This window comes from Mesorhizobium sp. WSM4821 (genome assembly GCF_055901555.1).
The window spans coordinates 1,980,557-1,996,586 of the sequence record NZ_CM148371.1 but is presented as its reverse complement, the minus strand read 5'-3'; the positions used below and the strand labels follow the sequence as shown (position 1 = coordinate 1,996,586).

General features: G+C 62.2%; 14 protein-coding genes and 1 tRNA gene. 7 read left to right on the top strand and 8 right to left on the bottom strand.

Going from position 1 to position 16,030, the window contains the following annotated elements:
* Positions 1-80: 80 nt before the first annotated feature.
* The 3 genes from AC0NID_RS09565 to AC0NID_RS09555 all read left to right on the top strand — a co-directional run bounded on the left by AC0NID_RS09565 (position 81) and on the right by AC0NID_RS09555 (position 2,916).
* Positions 81-1,031 carry an acetyl-CoA carboxylase carboxyltransferase subunit alpha gene (locus AC0NID_RS09565; protein ID WP_473457713.1) on the top strand — a complete coding sequence of 317 codons (951 nt, stop codon included), beginning with the start codon at positions 81-83 and terminating at the stop codon, positions 1,029-1,031.
* A gap of 307 nt (positions 1,032-1,338) precedes the next feature.
* Positions 1,339-2,667, top strand: a complete 1,329-nt coding sequence (locus AC0NID_RS09560) for a L,D-transpeptidase family protein (RefSeq protein WP_473457714.1) — start codon at positions 1,339-1,341, stop codon at positions 2,665-2,667.
* A gap of 9 nt (positions 2,668-2,676) precedes the next feature.
* Positions 2,677-2,916 carry a sulfurtransferase TusA family protein gene (locus AC0NID_RS09555; protein WP_473457715.1) on the top strand — a complete coding sequence of 80 codons (240 nt, stop codon included), beginning with the start codon at positions 2,677-2,679 and terminating at the stop codon, positions 2,914-2,916.
* Between the two features lie 61 nt (positions 2,917-2,977).
* Here the strand turns inward: AC0NID_RS09555 and AC0NID_RS09550 are convergent, their stop codons facing one another.
* Both AC0NID_RS09550 and AC0NID_RS09545 read right to left on the bottom strand, forming a co-directional pair.
* Positions 2,978-4,093 (bottom strand): CobW family GTP-binding protein, encoded by a 1,116-nt coding sequence (locus AC0NID_RS09550; protein ID WP_473457716.1) that lies wholly within the window; start codon positions 4,091-4,093, stop codon positions 2,978-2,980.
* Between the two features lie 4 nt (positions 4,094-4,097).
* Entirely contained in the window at positions 4,098-5,261 is a 1,164-nt protein-coding gene (locus AC0NID_RS09545) for a D-alanyl-D-alanine carboxypeptidase family protein (RefSeq protein ID WP_473457717.1), read from the bottom strand.
* Positions 5,262-5,491: 230 nt separating this feature from the next.
* On the opposite strand from AC0NID_RS09545, the gene AC0NID_RS09540 reads away from it, so the two are divergent.
* The 3 genes from AC0NID_RS09540 to AC0NID_RS09530 all read left to right on the top strand — a co-directional run bounded on the left by AC0NID_RS09540 (position 5,492) and on the right by AC0NID_RS09530 (position 7,529).
* Positions 5,492-6,655 carry a M20 aminoacylase family protein gene (locus AC0NID_RS09540; RefSeq protein ID WP_473457718.1) on the top strand — a complete coding sequence of 388 codons (1,164 nt, stop codon included), beginning with the start codon at positions 5,492-5,494 and terminating at the stop codon, positions 6,653-6,655.
* A gap of 174 nt (positions 6,656-6,829) precedes the next feature.
* Positions 6,830-6,906 (top strand) — tRNA-Arg (locus tag AC0NID_RS09535).
* Between the two features lie 362 nt (positions 6,907-7,268).
* Complete coding sequence (locus tag AC0NID_RS09530; protein WP_473457720.1) at positions 7,269-7,529, top strand: pyocin activator PrtN family protein; 261 nt, start codon at positions 7,269-7,271, stop codon at positions 7,527-7,529.
* A gap of 271 nt (positions 7,530-7,800) precedes the next feature.
* On the opposite strand, the gene rpiB is transcribed toward AC0NID_RS09530, so the two are convergent.
* The 6 genes from rpiB to AC0NID_RS09500 form a co-directional block, all read right to left on the bottom strand.
* A complete protein-coding gene (gene rpiB / locus AC0NID_RS09525; RefSeq protein WP_473457721.1) occupies positions 7,801-8,247 on the bottom strand; it encodes a ribose 5-phosphate isomerase B in 447 nt (148 codons plus the stop codon).
* A gap of 20 nt (positions 8,248-8,267) precedes the next feature.
* Positions 8,268-9,545, bottom strand: a complete 1,278-nt coding sequence (locus AC0NID_RS09520) for a TRAP transporter large permease (protein ID WP_473457722.1) — start codon at positions 9,543-9,545, stop codon at positions 8,268-8,270.
* A 1-nt stretch (position 9,546) separates the two neighbouring features.
* Positions 9,547-10,014 (bottom strand): TRAP transporter small permease, encoded by a 468-nt coding sequence (locus tag AC0NID_RS09515; RefSeq protein ID WP_473457723.1) that lies wholly within the window; start codon positions 10,012-10,014, stop codon positions 9,547-9,549.
* Between the two features lie 90 nt (positions 10,015-10,104).
* Entirely contained in the window at positions 10,105-11,040 is a 936-nt protein-coding gene (locus AC0NID_RS09510) for a TRAP transporter substrate-binding protein (protein WP_473457729.1), read from the bottom strand.
* Positions 11,041-11,125: 85 nt separating this feature from the next.
* Positions 11,126-11,866 carry a FadR/GntR family transcriptional regulator gene (locus tag AC0NID_RS09505; RefSeq protein ID WP_473457725.1) on the bottom strand — a complete coding sequence of 247 codons (741 nt, stop codon included), beginning with the start codon at positions 11,864-11,866 and terminating at the stop codon, positions 11,126-11,128.
* A 432-nt stretch (positions 11,867-12,298) separates the two neighbouring features.
* Entirely contained in the window at positions 12,299-14,167 is a 1,869-nt protein-coding gene (locus AC0NID_RS09500; RefSeq protein ID WP_473457726.1) for an adenylate/guanylate cyclase domain-containing protein, read from the bottom strand.
* Between the two features lie 196 nt (positions 14,168-14,363).
* Between AC0NID_RS09500 and AC0NID_RS09495 the strand changes: the two genes are divergently transcribed.
* Positions 14,364-15,803 (top strand): IS1182 family transposase, encoded by a 1,440-nt coding sequence (locus AC0NID_RS09495; protein ID WP_474033430.1) that lies wholly within the window; start codon positions 14,364-14,366, stop codon positions 15,801-15,803.
* Positions 15,804-16,030 lie beyond the last annotated feature (227 nt).

Below are 16,030 nucleotides of genomic sequence, written 5' to 3'. Positions count from 1 at the left end.
AGGCGACGTTCCGCCGCTCGGAGCCTCTGTTTCCCAGGTTCCACCAGTCATTGCCTTCCGACTTACCGGTCCGCTCAAGAATGTACAATTACCTCGATTTCGAAAAGCCGATCGCCGATCTCGAAGGCAAGATCCTCGAGCTGAAGAAGCTTGCCGAGAACGGCGAGGCGGTCGATGTCGGCGATGAGATCGGCCGTCTCGAGAAACGCGTCCGCGACGCGCTGCGCGACATCTATAAAGCACTGACGCCATGGCAGAAGGTGCAGGTGGCGCGCCATCCGGACCGACCGCATTGCGTCGACTACATCAAGGGTCTGTTCAGCGATTTCACGCCGCTCGCCGGCGATCGCAATTTCGGCGAGGATCAGGCGATCGTCGGCGGCTTCGCCCGCTTCCGCGGTGAACCGGTGGCGATCATCGGCCAGGAAAAAGGGTCGGATACGGCGAGCCGCTTGAAGCATAATTTCGGCTCGGTGCGACCGGAGGGTTACCGCAAGGCGGTGCGGCTGATGGAACTCGCCGACCGCTTCAACATCCCGCTGCTGACATTGGTCGACACGGCCGGCGCATATCCCGGCGTCAACGCAGAGGAGCGCGGCCAGGCGGAGGCCATCGCCCGTTCGACCTCGGCCTGTCTCCGCCTGAAGGTGCCGTCGATCTCGGTGGTCATCGGCGAAGGCGGCTCGGGCGGCGCCATTGCGATCGCCACCGCCAATCGCGTCTACATGCTCGAACACGCCATCTATTCGGTGATCTCGCCGGAGGGCGCCGCCTCGATCCTGTGGCGCGATACCACCCGCTCGAAGGATGCGGCGACCAACATGAAGATCACGGCTCAGGATCTGCTCGAGCTGAAGGTCATCGACGCCATCGTTTCCGAGCCGCTCGGCGGCGCCCATCGCGGTCCGGAAACGGTGATCGCCGCCACCGGCGACCTCATCGCGAAAACGATGAAGGACTTCTCCGGCGCCAACACCGATTTTCGCGAGCAGCGCCGCGAGAAATACCTGGCCATGGGCCGGAACCTTTAGACCGTGATCCCGAACCGATGGTCAGCGCAGCAAAAAGTGGGAACCGGTTTTCGGAAAGGATCATGGTCAAACAAGAAGATTCAGTCCGTCCGATTTCAATCGGACGGACTGTGAGACGATTTCGGCGGCGCAATGTGGCGAGATTGAGCACTTTCGCCACAAAATTGCCGTTGCATTCGGTTCAATCAGATTGCCGTGAGGGATTGCGCCCGGCGCTTGCGGTAAGGAATTTTCAAGGTTAACGGGCTTAGGGTGGGGCCGATGGCGCTAATGCCTGCAGCCCGAAAGAAAAGACATAGCCATACGCATGTTTGCCAAGCTTGCCCGCACCGGACTACTGATTGCCGCGATAGGGGTCGCCGGCTGCACCGATTCCTCGATGAAGGATTTCAACCCTTCGGCCAACAACCCGCTGCCCGAGAAGATCCTGGCCAGCATGAAGGCCAAGGGCATGACCCGTACCTCGCCGGTGATGGCCCGCATCTTCAAGGAAGAGGGCAAGCTCGAAATCTGGAAGGCCAAGACCAACGGCCGCTACGACATCGTCGCCAGCTACGACATCTGCAAATGGTCGGGCAAGCTGGGTCCCAAATTCACCGAAGGCGACCGTCAGGCGCCGGAGGGGTTCTATACGGTCCGTCCGGCGCAGATGAATCCGCGGTCGAGCTACCACCTTGCCTTCAACATCGGCTATCCCAACGCCTACGACCGCGCCAATGGCCGCACCGGTTCCCATCTGATGGTCCATGGCGCCTGTTCGTCGTCGGGCTGCTATTCGATGACCGATGCGCAGATCGAGCAAATCTACGCCTTCGGCCGCGATGCCTTCCAGGGCGGCCAGACCGAATTCCAGATCCAGGCCTTCCCGTTTCGCATGACCGCCGCCAACATGGCGCGCTACCGCAACGATCCGAACTACGAATTCTGGAAGATGCTGAAGGTCGGCTACGACAATTTCGAGATCACCAAGGTGCCGCCGAAGGTCGACGTCTGCGAGAAGCGCTATGTCTTCAACCAGGTTGCGGGCGACGGCGCGACGTTCGATCCGACCGGTGCCTGCCCCATGACGACGCAGCCGGACTCGCTGAAAACGGCCTACAGCGCCTACCAAAGCACCTATGACGCGGCCTTCAATGGCGCGGTCAAGGCCTCGGTGCCGGCACCCAAGCCGACCATCGCCGGCATCAAGGAAGCCAGCATCGTTTCCGACTGGTCCAAGCGCCGCGCCCGCGGCGAACGCGTGCCGATCGAGCCGCCGTCGCTCAACGCCGACGGCTCGTTGACCGAGACAGCTCGCATGGGCCGCATCGATTCGCCGGCAGGCCGCAAGATGGCCGCGCTCGATGCGGAGAAGGCCGCCAAGCAGAAGGCCGAGGAACAAAGGCTTGCCGCGATACAGGCAGCCAAGGCCGAGAAAGAGGCGGCCAAGGCTCAGGCTCTGGCCCAAAAGGAAGCGGCCAAGATCAATTCGCTGGCCGAAGAGGAGGAGGCCAGGGCCTCGCCCGAAGCGCCTGTCGCTACCGCGACAATCGCGTCGTCCCCCGAGGCCGCCCCGGCCGAAACGCAGGCGGCGAATGCCGATGAAAGCAGGGTCACAAAGCTGAAGAACAAACTGCTCGGCATGTTCGGCGGCTGAGGTTCTCGCTTGACCAGGCGCGCTGCTATTTACGATCTGAAAGGGCTGAACTGTCCCTTGCCGGTGCTCAAGGCGAAGAAACGGCTGGCGGCGATGCAGCCGGGCAGCCAGCTCTGGTTGGAGACCACCGACCCGCTCGCCGTCATCGACATTCCCTCCTTCTGTGCCGAGAGCGGTCATCATCTGGTGGAAACGACACCGGTTTCCGGTGGCCATCGCTTTCTGGTCGAGCGCGGCGGGGCCGCGTAAGCTCTGCGATCTCGCCATTCTGCCAGTTCAGCGCTTGCAAATCGCAGGTAGGTGAAAAGGCCTATCGCCCGGCAATCGCCAGCGGGTTGTCTTCCAGCGCCGCACGATCCGGTGTGTCGATCGACGGCCGGTTGGTGAAGGCGGCAAACAGCCGGCGGACGTAATCTTCCGGCATGTCGAGCGTGATCAGCACCAGCCTCGTGCCGCGTTGGCCGTCAGGCCAGGACGGCAACCGCGCCGGCGGATGCAGGATCTTCTGCACGCCGTGGACGACCAGCGGCCGCGCCGGGTCTTCCCTGAGTTCGATGATGCCCTTCATGCGCAGCAGGCGCTCGCCATGCGTCGATCGCAACAGGTCCAGGAACATCTCGATCGCAGAAAACGGCACCGGACCATCATGGACGAGCGCGTAGGAGCGCACGCGGGAATCGTGCCGATGGCCGTGATCGTGATCGTGATTATGGTCGCCGTGGTCATGGTCGCCATGGTGGTGATCATGGGCGGCCTCCTCGCCCAGCCAGCGCCGGACGTCGGCGGACTTATTGGCTGGGTTGTACAGACCGCAATCGAACAGCGCCGCTGCGTCGGTCTTACTGTCACCGGCATCGAGCAGCTCGGCGCCCGGATTGATCTGCCGCAGCCGGGTCCGCAACGCCTCTACATCCCCCGGACCGGTGGCCAGATCGGCTTTTGTCAGCACGATGCGGTCGGCGACGGCCACCTGCTTCACCGCCTCGACATGGGCGTCGAGCGTCGCAGTGCCGTTGACCGCGTCGACCAGCGTGATGACGCCGTCGAGCCGGAAGGCCTGCACAAGCGCCGGATGCGCCATGACCGACTGCAGCACCGGCGCCGGATCGGCGAGGCCGGTGGTTTCGATGACGACGCGGGCAAGCCGGGCGATGCGGCCGGTCTGCAACCGGTCGACGAGATCGGCCAGCGTGTCGACCAGTTCGCCGCGCACCGTGCAGCAGAGACAGCCGTCTGAAAGCTGGATGATGCCATCGGAGGCTTGCTCGACCAGGAGATGGTCGATTGCGACCTCGCCGAACTCGTTGATGATGACCGCGGTGTCGGCGAGCGCCGGATCCCTGAGCAGCCGGTTGAGCAGCGTCGTCTTGCCGGCGCCGAGAAAACCGGTCAGCACCGAGACGGGAATAGGAAAGTCGCTGCTCATCAGGCTAGTTCAAGGCCTTGGCGGGCTCCTGGGTCGCCGTGGCGGAACCGATCACTGTCGGCTCGGCACCGGGCGGCTGCGGCAGGTCGGGCCGCCAGGTCGGCAGCGGCACGTCGGCATATTCCCGGCCCGATGCATCGAGCATCGCCCTCGGCTTCGGCCCGGTAGCACCGCCAAGACCGACGGCAACCAATGTCGGCACGTGGTCGAGCTTTTCCCGATAAGGGGATTTTGGCGCCTTATCGCCGACCGGGACGGCAGCTTCCGACTGCTCCTTAGCCGGCTTTTTCTTGCAAAGCTCGTCACGCAGATCGTTGACGGACGTGGTGTCGCCATAGGCAGGCAGCGCCGCGACCGTGGTCCAGCTCGACTCAGGCGCCGCGAACCCCTGGTCAAGCAATCTCGCAGTGGTCTCGGCACGGGTAATGGGCGACTGTTCGCCGAGCACCACGGCGACCAGCGTGCGGCCGTCGCGCGTTGCCGAGCCGATCATGTTGAAGCCCGAGGGGCAGACGAAGCCCGTTTTCATGCCGTCGGCACCGCGATAGCGGCCGATCAGAAGATTGTAGTTCGGGATCTGCTTCTTGCCGACGGCGAGACCCTCGATCGAGAACCAGGGGCCATATTGCGGAAATTCCGTGCGGATCGCCATCACCAGCAAGCCGAGGTCGCGCGCCGTCGTATACTGGTCCGGCGAAAAGAGCCCGTTCGGGTTGACGAAATGCGATCCGGTCATGCCGAGCCGGCGCGCCTCGGCGTTCATGCGTTCGGCGAAAGCGGCTTGCGAACCGCCGATGTTCTCGCCCACCGCCATGGCGACGTCGTTGGCCGATTTGACCAGCATCATCTTCAGCGCATTGTCCAGCCGCATGACGGAGCCCGGCTTGAAGCCCATCTTGCTTGGCGGCTCGCCAGCGGATCGTTTCGTGACCTTGATCGGCGAATCGAGCTGGGCCTCGCCGGCCGCGATTGCGCGGAACGTCACATAGGCGGTCATCAGCTTGGTCAGCGAGGCAGGATACCAGCGCTTGAAAGCCTCCTGATGCTGGAGGATCCTGCCATTCTCCAGGTCGAACACGATCGTCGGATTGGCGAGAGCCGTCCCGGCCAGCACCGGAAGCGCCAAGGCGCCGGCCAGCAATAGTTTGAGAAAATACCTGTGCCGCATGGTGGAATCCGAAATCGCCTCTTGCCGTAGTCGCCCCTGGCTCCGTAAGATTTCGTTACGCGATCGCCAGCAAAGTGGATCCGACCCTCCTCGGACCATGGTTGCGGTGCTATTTAGCCTATGTGACGTCAAGATGGCAAAGTGCCTGACAATCACAATTGCAAAACAGCAGGCACAATCGCAAAACAGCAGGCCAAGACCGTCTGCTCCAACAGCGAGATGGAACCATCATGCCAATCCTGAACCGCGCCGCCGAAATGCAGGACGAGGTCGCCGGCTGGCGTCGCCATCTGCACCAGACTCCAGAGCTTAATTTCGACGTCTTCCAGACCGCCTCCTTCGTCACCGAGAAGCTGAAGGCTTTCGGCTGCGACGACGTGGTGACCGGGCTCGGCAAGACCGGCGTCGTCGGCATCATCCGCGGCCGCCAGGGCGAAGGCACGACCATTGGGCTCCGCGCTGACATGGACGCGCTGCCGCTCAACGAGATCACCGGCAAACCCTACGCCTCGACCGTTCCGGGCAAGATGCATGCCTGCGGCCATGACGGCCACACCGCGATGCTGCTCGGCGCGGCCAAATATCTCGCCGAGACGCGCAATTTCGCCGGCTCGGTCGCAGTGATCTTCCAGCCGGCCGAAGAAGGCGGCGGCGGCGGCAACGAGATGGTCAAGGACGGCATGATGGAGCGCTTCGGCATCTCCAAGGTGTTCGGCATGCACAACATGCCGGGCCTGCCGGTCGGGCAGTTCGCCATCAGGCCGGGCCCGATCATGGCGGCGACCGCCGAATTCACCATCACCGTCAAGGGCCGGGGCGGGCATGCGGCGATGCCGCACGGCACGATCGACCCGATCGTCATCACCAGCCAGCTCGTCGGCGCGCTGCAGACGATCGCCTCGCGCAGCACCGATCCGGTCGAGGCCGTCGTGGTGTCGGTGACGAAATTCCACGCCGGCGACGCCTACAACGTCATTCCCGAGAGCGCCGAGATCGCCGGCACGGTACGCACGCTGAAGAAGGAGATCGCCAAGAGAGCGGAAGAGCGCATCCGCACCATCTGCGCGGGGTTGGCCGCGGCCTTCGGCGCAACGATCGAGGTCGATTACAATGCCAATTATCCCGTCACCTTCAACCACGCGGAAGAGACGGTCTTTGCCAGCGACGTCGCGGCCGATATCGCCGGCGACGCCCATGTGCACCGTGCCATCCAGCCGGTGATGGGCGGCGAGGACTTCTCCTATATGCTGGAGGCGCGGCCGGGCGCCTTCATCTTCATCGGCAACGGCGACACCGCCGGTCTCCACAACCCCGCCTACGACTTCAATGATGAGGTCATCCCGCATGGCATGAGTTACTGGGTGAAGCTCGCGGAAACGGCGCTGGCGGCTTAGCTGTTGACACAGGGACCGCGCGGCGACAAGCTGATTGGGTGCAGAGCGCTCCCGATCAACTTGCCGCCCGGCAAGCATCGAACTGGGCGGCACAGCCCTTGTCGAAACCGATTTGATTGGATGCAGAGCGCCTCTTGGCGAAACGATCCGAAGCGGTTATGTGTCGGGCCGCGTGGTCCCGTAGCTCAGTAGGATAGAGCGGCAGATTCCTAATCTGTAGGTCACAGGTTCGATTCCTGTCGGGATCACCATTCTTTTCAAGTAGTTAGGTGACGCCCGCCATACTAAACGAGAAAATAGTATGGCAATTAGTATGGCAGACTTTGACGAAAGTTGTTAGGTGGTGACAGGCCATCGCCAGAATTGGCTGCCCGTCTCCTGCTAGCGAATCGGTGCTCCGCGCAGAGCTTGGTAAGTTGAGCAACTGGCGGACCGGGAGGGGTCAACGGTTTCTACAGAAATTCGATATGTTAGCGGCTGGTCTTTCCCCGGCAGCGTCTCCGTCTCCTACACAAGGTTCAGGAACCCATGTGGGCCATGAGGCCGGCAAACGCGTTGAACAAAATTTGCGAACAATGCGTTAGCCCCCGGGCGGACCATCGGACGTTGCAGCATGAAGACCGCATTCCTTCTGATGGCCCAGTATGAGGGCAAGGCGATCATTCCCATTGATCAAGTCTGCCGCGATTACTTCTTCCATCTCACGCCGAATAAGCTGATCCGAAAAATCTCGGCGGGAGAGATCGCACTCCCGCTTGTCCGGATCGAAGACAGCCAGAAGTGCGCGAAGGGTATTCACCTGAACGACCTAGCTCAATACCTCGACCGGCGGACGGAAGCTGCCCAGAGGGAACTGAAAAGCCTGACCGAGTAGAGGGGTCCCGTCTGACGTCTGTGGCTTCTTGCGAGCGCTCGGTACTGCATCTAGTACAGCACGACATTCACAAACGGGCATAAGGTATTGAACCAAAATGGCTCGATTTGGAAAATCCGTCCCATCCGATGTCGGCCGAACCGGTTGATCTGCCCTGCGACGTCGTAGATGCGCCGATGCTCCTAGCCACGCACTTAAAGGGCAGGTAGCGGTCCGCTCTCCGACGATCTGAGGGGCCCTGAACGGAAGGCAATCTCCTAGCGCGTCGACTTCAGCGCTCGCCGTCCATCTCGGCGAGCTTGCGCACGCGGCGGCGGAAATCTTCGTCGGTGGAAAACTCGGCCTGGAGGTACGCGGTGACCAGGTCCTTGGCCAGCCAGGCGCCGACGATCTGCGCGCCGATGCACATGACGTTGACGTCGTCGTGCTCGACCGACTGGTGGGCCGAATGCACGTCGTGGCAGACCGCCGCGCGGATGCCCTTCACCTTGTTAGCCGCGATTGAAGCGCCGACTCCCGTGCCGCAGACCATCAGGCCGCGCTCCGCCTTACCCTCGATGATCGATGACGTCACCGTCTTCGCGATGTCCGGAAAGTCCACCGGATTGGGATCGTAGGATCCGGCGTCGTTCACCTCGTGTCCGAGCGACTTGATGTGATCGATGATTGTCGCTTTGAGCGGGAAGCCGGCGTGGTCGGAACCGATGACGATGCGCATCTTCAGAATTCTCCAGGGTGTTACTGAGCGATCATGCGGGGCAGCCACAAGGTGAGATCCTTCGCGAAGGTCAGGATCGCAAGCGTGGTCAGCAGCGGGATGTAGAACGGCAGCAGCGCCTTGAGCAGTTGCCGGATCGAGACCTTGGCGATGTCGGCCACCAGGAAAAGCGACAGGCCCATCGGCGGTGTCAGCAGGCCGAGCATCAGATTGAAGATCGTCACGATGCCGAGCTGAACCGGGTCGACGCCTGCCAGCACCAGCGGCGGCGCGATGATCGGCACCAGCAGCAGTGTAGCCGTCGTGGAATCCAGGAACATGCCCGCCACAAAGAAGATGAGATTCGCGATGACGAGTAGCATCACCGGATCGCGTGAGAGGCCAAGCAGTGCGGCCGCGAAGCTCTGCGGCACCTGCTCGACCGCGAGGATCCAGCCAAAGAGGGCCGCTACTGCCACGATGATCAGGATCGCCGAGGAACTGCGCGCGGTGAGCACGGCCGAGTTCCACAGATGATCGAGGGTCAACTCGCGGTAGAGCAAGGCGCTAATGAGGATGACGTAGACGGCGGTGATGGCCGCCGCCTCGGTCGGCGTGAAGGCGCCGGATGTCATGCCGGCAATCATCAGGGCGGGCGCGACGATCGCGGGCAGCGCTGGCAGGAAGTCGCGTCCCACTTCCCACAGCGTTGGCCAGCGGTCGGCCCGCGGATGCTTGTGGATTGTCGCCACCGCGAGCACCGTCAGCATCAGGAGCGCAGTGCACAGGATGGCCGGAACGATGCCCGCGACCAGGAGCTGCACGATCGAGACGCTGGTCACCGAGCCGTAGACGATCAGGGGAATGGACGGCGGGAAGATCGGCCCCAGCGTCGCCGAGGCGCCGGTGACGGCCCCTGCGAAGGAGGCGTCGAATCCGCGCTTCTTCATCGCGTCGATCTCGATGCGTCCGAGCCCGCCGATGTCGGCGAGTGCGGCGCCCGACATGCCGGAGAAGACCAGGCTGCCGAATACGTTCACCTGCGCCAGACCGCCCGGCACGCGGCCGACCAACGTGTAGGCAAATCGGAAGATGCGGTCAGTGATCCCCGACAGATTCATCAGGTTGCCGACGAAGATGAACAGCGGCACCGCAACCAGCGGGAAGGAATCGAGCGCGTAGGTGACGCGCTGTGCCAGGAGGCCGAGCGGAAGGCCTTCGATGATCACATAGGCAATGGACGGCAGGAGAATGGCATAGACCGCCGGAAAGCCGAGCATGAAGAGCGCCAGGAAGCCGATGACGACCGCGAAGCCCATGTCAGACCGCGATGTTGGTGTCGGCCTGCGGCGACTTGCGCAGGTGGAGGAGGTGGACGAGAGCTGCGCCGGCGAAGCCGAACAAGGTCGCGCCCAGGAAGATCCAGAACGGGATGCCGAGCGTCGGCGTCGCGTTCACCAGGTTCCTCGAAATGTTGGTTGCCGTGACATAGGCGAGGAAGCCGGTCGCGGCGATGGCGGCGATCGAGATCGACCAGTTGACAACCCCGCGCAGGCGCGCCGGCATCGCCGCCTTGAACTCGCCCATGACGATGTTCTCGCCGTTCTCCACCACCAGTGGATAGGCGCAGAAGACCAGGCAGATGAGCAGGAAGCGCGTGAACTCCTCGGCTCCGATGAAAGGCAGCACGAAGACCCCACGCATGATCACCTGCGCGGTCGGCACGAGCACCAGGCCGGCCATGATGATGACCACGAAAGCTGTAAGAACGCGTTCGGCGATGCGCATCCCATTCCTCCCTTCCGGCCGGCGAACCGGCGATGGCGGCGACAATTTACCAAAGGGGCTGACCGGGGCGCGAGCCCCGGCCGTCGTCGATCACTTGACCGCCTGAATCTGCTCGATCAGCGGCGTGAAGTTCGGAAAGTCCTGCGCGATCTGCTTGTTGACGCCATCGCGGAATGCGGCGATGTCCAGCCCGTCGGCCTCGGTGATGATGGTCATGCCACGTCCCTTCAGCTCTTCGACGAGCTTGGCCTCGCCATCCTGGGCCATTTGCAGCGACGTCTTTGCCTCGTCCTCGAGCACTTTGGTGATCGAGGCGCGCTGCGCCTCAGTCAGCCCCTGCCAGACCTCCTCATTGACGAACACGGCGAGGACGGCACGCATGTGGCCGGTCATTGAGATATGTGACTGCACTTCGTTGAGGTTGTTCGAGGCGATCATGGTCAGCGGGTTCTCTTGCCCGACCACCACGCCCGTCATCAGGGCGGTCGGCAGTTCCGCGACCTCGACCGGAGTCGGGATCGCGCCAAAGCCCTTGACCATCGAGACCCACAGCTCGAGCGGGACGGCGCGGAACGGCTTGCCGGCGAGATCGGCCGGCGTCTTGACCGGGAAGTTGGACGAGATCTGGCGGTCGCCGCGGTAGATGCGGCCGATGATGCGCACGCCCTGTGCGACGAGCTTCTCGTTGATCGCCTGCAGTGCGGGCGACGTCGCCGGGTCTGTCGCGCCAAGCGCATGCGCACCGTCGCGGTAGATGAAGGGCGCGTTGAATACCGCAACCTCAGGCACGAGGCGTGCGAGCGAGGCGAAGTCGTGATGCCCCATCGAGATCGAGCCCATCTTGACGCCGTCGACCATCTCGGCGACGCCGCCGAGCTGGCTCGCCGGATAGACCGTCACGGTCACTTCATTGTTCGTCGCGCCGGCGATGCCTTTCGCGGCCTCGGCGGCGTAGACCGTCTGGATGTCGCCCTCGGCACCCACATGCGCGTAGCGCAATTCGGCGGAGCGTGCAGCGCTCGTCATGACGAGCGCGACGGCTGCGCCCGTCAGCGCGTTGATGATGGTCCTGTGCAGCATGTCGAATCCTCCCTTGATTTGATGCTGGTTGCTAGGTCTGCGGCCTCCGGGCGAAGGCCGAGATGAGGCTGCGGCGCCGGAATTCGTCGCCGATGGCGAAATGGTCGCGGAGCTTGCGGTCGGCCGCGTCCGGATTGCGATCGACAATCGATAGAAACACTTCGCGGTGCGCTTCCACGAGATAGTCCACGATGCCAGGCTCTGAGATGGTCACTTCGCGCCGCTGGACATGGCTGCGGCGCAGCAATTCGCCGATCGCGCCGTAGAGCGTGGTCAGTGCCTCGCTGTGCCCGGCCTCGACGATCGCCTGGTGGAAAGCGAAGTCGGCTGCGCCGCCCTCGATCGGATCGTGCAGCGTGTCCATCAGCCGGGTGAGCTTCGAGCCGATGCGCTTCAGATCGCTTTCCGTCGCGCGCTCGCAGGCAAGCCGGATCGCCTGGCACTCGATCGCGATGCGTGCCTGCATCACGTCGTCGAGAATATCGGGCTGCTGCGCGAGGCTAAAGGTGAAGAAATCCGAGAGGACGTTGATATCGGCCTGACGGACATAGGCGCCCTTGCCATGGCGGATATCGAGGAAGCCGAGCATTGCGAGCGAGCGCAATGCCTCGCGCAGCAGCGGCCGAGACACGCTGAGCCTCAGTGACAGTTCACGCTCGCCCAGCAGGCGCTCACCCGGCTTCAGGGTGCCATCCAGCAAGGCGTCGCGGAAGAAGGCGAACACCTTCTCTGCGCCCGACAGGTCGTCGCCCTCGGCAAGCATGGTCGCCATCGGCCGTTTCTCCTCCCTTACTGGCCTTACAGTGGTCTGACCAGTGATTGCCGATCAGATCCGTAGTGTCAAGTAAACAGGTTGCGACGACACGCTCGCGGTTACGGCGGCTCGTTCGCTCCATCTGTGGACTTGAAGCGTCCCCAATGCCCGGAGAGGATCCCAGGAATATCCTCGCACGCAGGAGATCGGGGAGGTCGCGCAATTGACAGCGCGCCTTTCGAATTCATAAGGCCGACAGTGCGTAAGGGGTCAATTCTTCCGGTTCTCGAACGGGAAGGTTGCGCCAGCAGCGGACGTTCGTTCGACAACTAACGAGGTCGCTTTCCGGAACCCTTTGCGGTCATTGAGACCCGCTAACTCTGGGGCTCTTGGTGGCTACCATAGACTCACGCAAGCGCCACTTACGACAACGACGACTCATTTCTGCTATTATTTCTCCGGCAGTCCCGCCTGGATCAGGTCGGCTACCTGGCGTTCGACTATCGTCGGATCAATCTGTATTAAGGTCGCACGCCACATTTTCGCGGTGAATGCAGGCTGCAGCTTCAAAGCCCTGGCAACGTAAGCCTTGGCCTCCTCTGGCCTTCCAAGACGAGTGCCGTTGATGGATTGGTCCAGCAACGCGAAAACCGACCAGTCTCCACATTTGTGCAGTATGTCGGCAGACTCCTGATACCTTTCTGCCATTTGCAGCGCCGAACCCTTGAACGAGCAGGCATAATATAGGGTGTTCGCGGGATCGTTCCGGATGCCGAAATCCACCCAGGCAATGGCCTTGTCCGGCTGGCCTGCCTGGATAGCCGCCTGCGAAAGGTGGGCACTCATCCAAGCGTCGTTCGGATACATCGTCAGTGCAAGCTCAGCTTCATCCATGGAGCGCTTGAAGTCTCCCTCATAGCCGTGAACAAAAGCCAGAAGCCAATGGCCCAGCTTCTGCTCCAGCGGGCTGAGGTTGTTTGATTTCATTGCTTCGCGAGCCAGCTCTCCCGCCTTGCGGTAGTCATCCTCTCGATCCTGGCTCCAACCGATATCTGCATTGTAGTAATGATAGAGACCGAGTTTGAGCTTGAGCAACGCAGATGCCGGGAACTTTGAAAGCCCTTCGGTCCAGATGCGTGCGGCTTCCTCGAAGCTCTCGGGGGAGAGCTTGAGAAATTTGTCGTGGCCGCGCAGATAGTAGTCATACTCCTCCAGGTTCGCAGCGTCCTTGCCCCAAGCAGCTCGATATGCAGCTTGCTTGACCTGCCCCTTGTCGCCAGCGACCGAACCAACGATCTTCCCGGTTACCGAATCCTGAAGGGCCATAGGGTCGCTCCCGGTCTCATCGAAACGGTCGGCCCAGACGTGCTCTCCGTTCTTCGCGTTTATCAATTGCGCGACGATGCGGACCTTGTCGCCGTCCTTTCTGACGCTCCCTTCGAGCACAAAGCCGACGTTCAGTTCCCTGCCGATCTGACGCACATCCGTGGGCTTGCCCTTGTAGGTGAAGGAGGAGTTTCTTGCGATAACTGACACGTCCGGCGAGCGGGCGAGCATCGTGATGATGTCCTCAGTCACGCCGTCGCTGAAATATTCGAGCGTCGGATCTCCGGTCATGTTGTCAAAGGCGAGAACGGCGATCGCAGGAACGCCCGCTTCTACAAGCGGCGCAAAAAATTGGGCGGGTGCGCCGAACCATGCCAAGCCTCCGCCAACCGCCGCCAGCAGTCCCGCTGCCGTGATGCCGGCCCATTTCGTCCGGCCCGAGCGTCGGCCGCGAAGCAAGCGTCTTCCCCGAGTCGCATCGGCGAGATTGACCCGGAATACAGACACGGGTTCGGCCAAGTTCTTCACCCATTGGTCACCCATGGACTCGAGGCCGAACGTGAGCTTTCCCTCCACTTCCTTGGCAACCTTGCCGGAGACGTAGACGCTTCCCGGCTCGGCAATCTGTTCAAGCCTGGTCGCGATGTTCACGCCTTCACCGTAACGGTCTTTCCCGTCGACGATCACCTCGCCGAGATTGATCCCGATGCGCACCTGGATGCGCTCGGCTTCAGGGACGGCCTCGTTGCGCTCGGCGAGGCCCCGTTGCACAGCCACACCGCATTCGACTGCGTCCACTACACTGCCAAATTCCGCGAGGAGGCCGTCGCCCATTAGCTTGAAGATGCGACCGTGATGGCGGGCGATTTCTGGTTCGAAAAGCTCCTTTCTCGCAGCCCTAAGGCGTTCGAAGGTGCCCTGTTCGTCCTGCTCCATCAGGCTGGAATAGGCAACAACATCGGCGGCTAAGATTGCTGCAAGCTTTCGATCCATGACTGTCCTCTCTTTGTCAGACAGCAGCTCAACCATATCACGAACGAGGTGCTGGAGCACTTGTTGCCGAATACCTCTCCCTTCCACCCCAATCGAGACCCTCAGCAGTATCCTTGCGGAGGTCGCCGAAGGGTCCAGGCTGTGTGGAAACGCGTTGATTTGGTAAAGTGATTCCCGATCAGCGAGGGGAGTCGGGATGAAGCGGTTTGTCGAGGGCGAGGATCGCCGGCAAGCGACACTGCTTCCCGAGTGCCTGGACGATTACGTGACGCACGACAATCCGGTCCGCGTCGTCGAAGTCTTCATCGACGAACTCGACCTCGGCGCTGTGGGCTTTGCCGGGGTCGTGCCGGAAGCGACCGGGCGGCCTGCCTATCATCCCGCGACGCTGCTGAAGATCTATCTCTACGGCTATCTCAACCGCATCCAGTCGAGCCGCCGGCTCGAGCGGGAGACCCAGCGCAACATCGAGCTGATGTGGCTGACCGGCCGATTGATGCCGGACTTCAAGACGATCGCCGACTTCCGCCGCGACAATGGGCCGGCGATCCGCGCGGCCTGCGCCCAGTTCGTCGTGCTGTGTCGCCAGCTCAGTCTGTTCACCCGGGCTGTCGTGGCCATCGACGGCAGCAAGTTCAAAGCCGTCAACACCCGCGACAAGAACTTCACGGTGGCCAAGGTCGCTAAGCGCATCGAGCAGGTCGAGGCCAGCATCGCGCGCTATCTGGCGGCGCTCGACCGTGCGGACCGGCAGGACGATGATGTCGCCGAGGCCAAGACGGTGCGCCTCAAGGAGAAGATCGAGGGCCTGCGGCGGCAGATGCAGTCCCTCAAGGAGATGGGCAAGCAGGTCGAGGCCGCGCCTGATAAACAGGTCTCCCTGACCGATCCCGACGCCCGGTCGATGGCGACCAGCGGCAAGGGCACCGGCATCGTCGGTTACAATGTCCAGATGGCCGTCGATGCCGAGCACCATCTGATCGTCGCGCACGAGGTCACCAATATTGGCAGCGACCGGGCGCAGCTGACCTCGATGGGGCAACGGGCGCGGGACGCTACCGGATGCGAAGAGATCACGGTGCTGGCCGACCGTGGCTATTACAACGGCGACGAGGTGCTGGCCTGCGAGGGCAGCGGAGTGTTGCCCTGCATTCCCAAAACACAGACATCCGGCAACGCCAAGCGCGGCCTCTTCACCGTTGCCGACTTCATCTATGACGCCGGGAAGGACCGCTACACATGCCCGGCCGGCAAGCACCTGACCAAGGGAAAGGTACGCTCGGACCGCCGGGACAATATCGATCACTATCGCAATCTCACGGCCTGTTCGTCCTGCGCGCTCAAACCCAGATGCACGCCCGACAAGCACAAGCGCCTGAAGCGCTGGGAACACGAAGGCGTCCTCGACAAGATGCAGGACAGGCTCGATCGCATGCCGGACGCCATGACCATCCGCCGGCAGACCGTCGAGCACCCGTTCGGAACGCTCAAGGCGTGGATGGGCAGTACCCATTTCCTGACCAGGACCCTCGAAAAGGTCAAAACCGAGATGAGCTTGCAGGTGCTCGCCTACAACATGAAGCGCATGATCAACATCTTCGGGGTCAAGCCGCTGATGACGGCAATCGCCGACTGATCCACGCCCCGCCTGCTAGCGGCCTCATCGCTGCCACGCTCAAAACAGCGGCCGTCGTACGCAATCGCGTTTTCACACGACCTCGGTCAATTCCTCCGGTTCGAAGCGATGGCAGCGAGCTTAAATCTCTAGGTTCGTCGATAGATCGTCTGCACGGTTTACAGCATGACCCAAGCGACTTTGTCCTAAGCTTTGAAATTTATTGACTTTTTCGGCTCGATCCGTCC

Coding starts and splice junctions, on each gene's coding strand:
- AC0NID_RS09565 (WP_473457713.1), top strand. CDS start 81: ATGTACAATTACCTCGATTTCGAAAAGCCGATCGCCGATCTCGAAGGC.
- AC0NID_RS09560 (WP_473457714.1), top strand. CDS start 1,339: ATGTTTGCCAAGCTTGCCCGCACCGGACTACTGATTGCCGCGATAGGG.
- AC0NID_RS09550 (WP_473457716.1), bottom strand. CDS start 4,093: ATGAGCAGCGACTTTCCTATTCCCGTCTCGGTGCTGACCGGTTTTCTC.
- AC0NID_RS09545 (WP_473457717.1), bottom strand. CDS start 5,261: ATGCGGCACAGGTATTTTCTCAAACTATTGCTGGCCGGCGCCTTGGCG.
- AC0NID_RS09540 (WP_473457718.1), top strand. CDS start 5,492: ATGCCAATCCTGAACCGCGCCGCCGAAATGCAGGACGAGGTCGCCGGC.
- AC0NID_RS09530 (WP_473457720.1), top strand. CDS start 7,269: ATGAAGACCGCATTCCTTCTGATGGCCCAGTATGAGGGCAAGGCGATC.
- rpiB (WP_473457721.1), bottom strand. CDS start 8,247: ATGCGCATCGTCATCGGTTCCGACCACGCCGGCTTCCCGCTCAAAGCG.
- AC0NID_RS09520 (WP_473457722.1), bottom strand. CDS start 9,545: ATGGGCTTCGCGGTCGTCATCGGCTTCCTGGCGCTCTTCATGCTCGGC.
- AC0NID_RS09515 (WP_473457723.1), bottom strand. CDS start 10,014: ATGCGCATCGCCGAACGCGTTCTTACAGCTTTCGTGGTCATCATCATG.
- AC0NID_RS09510 (WP_473457729.1), bottom strand. CDS start 11,040: ATGACGAGCGCTGCACGCTCCGCCGAATTGCGCTACGCGCATGTGGGT.
- AC0NID_RS09505 (WP_473457725.1), bottom strand. CDS start 11,866: ATGGCGACCATGCTTGCCGAGGGCGACGACCTGTCGGGCGCAGAGAAG.
- AC0NID_RS09500 (WP_473457726.1), bottom strand. CDS start 14,167: ATGGATCGAAAGCTTGCAGCAATCTTAGCCGCCGATGTTGTTGCCTAT.
- AC0NID_RS09495 (WP_474033430.1), top strand. CDS start 14,364: ATGAAGCGGTTTGTCGAGGGCGAGGATCGCCGGCAAGCGACACTGCTT.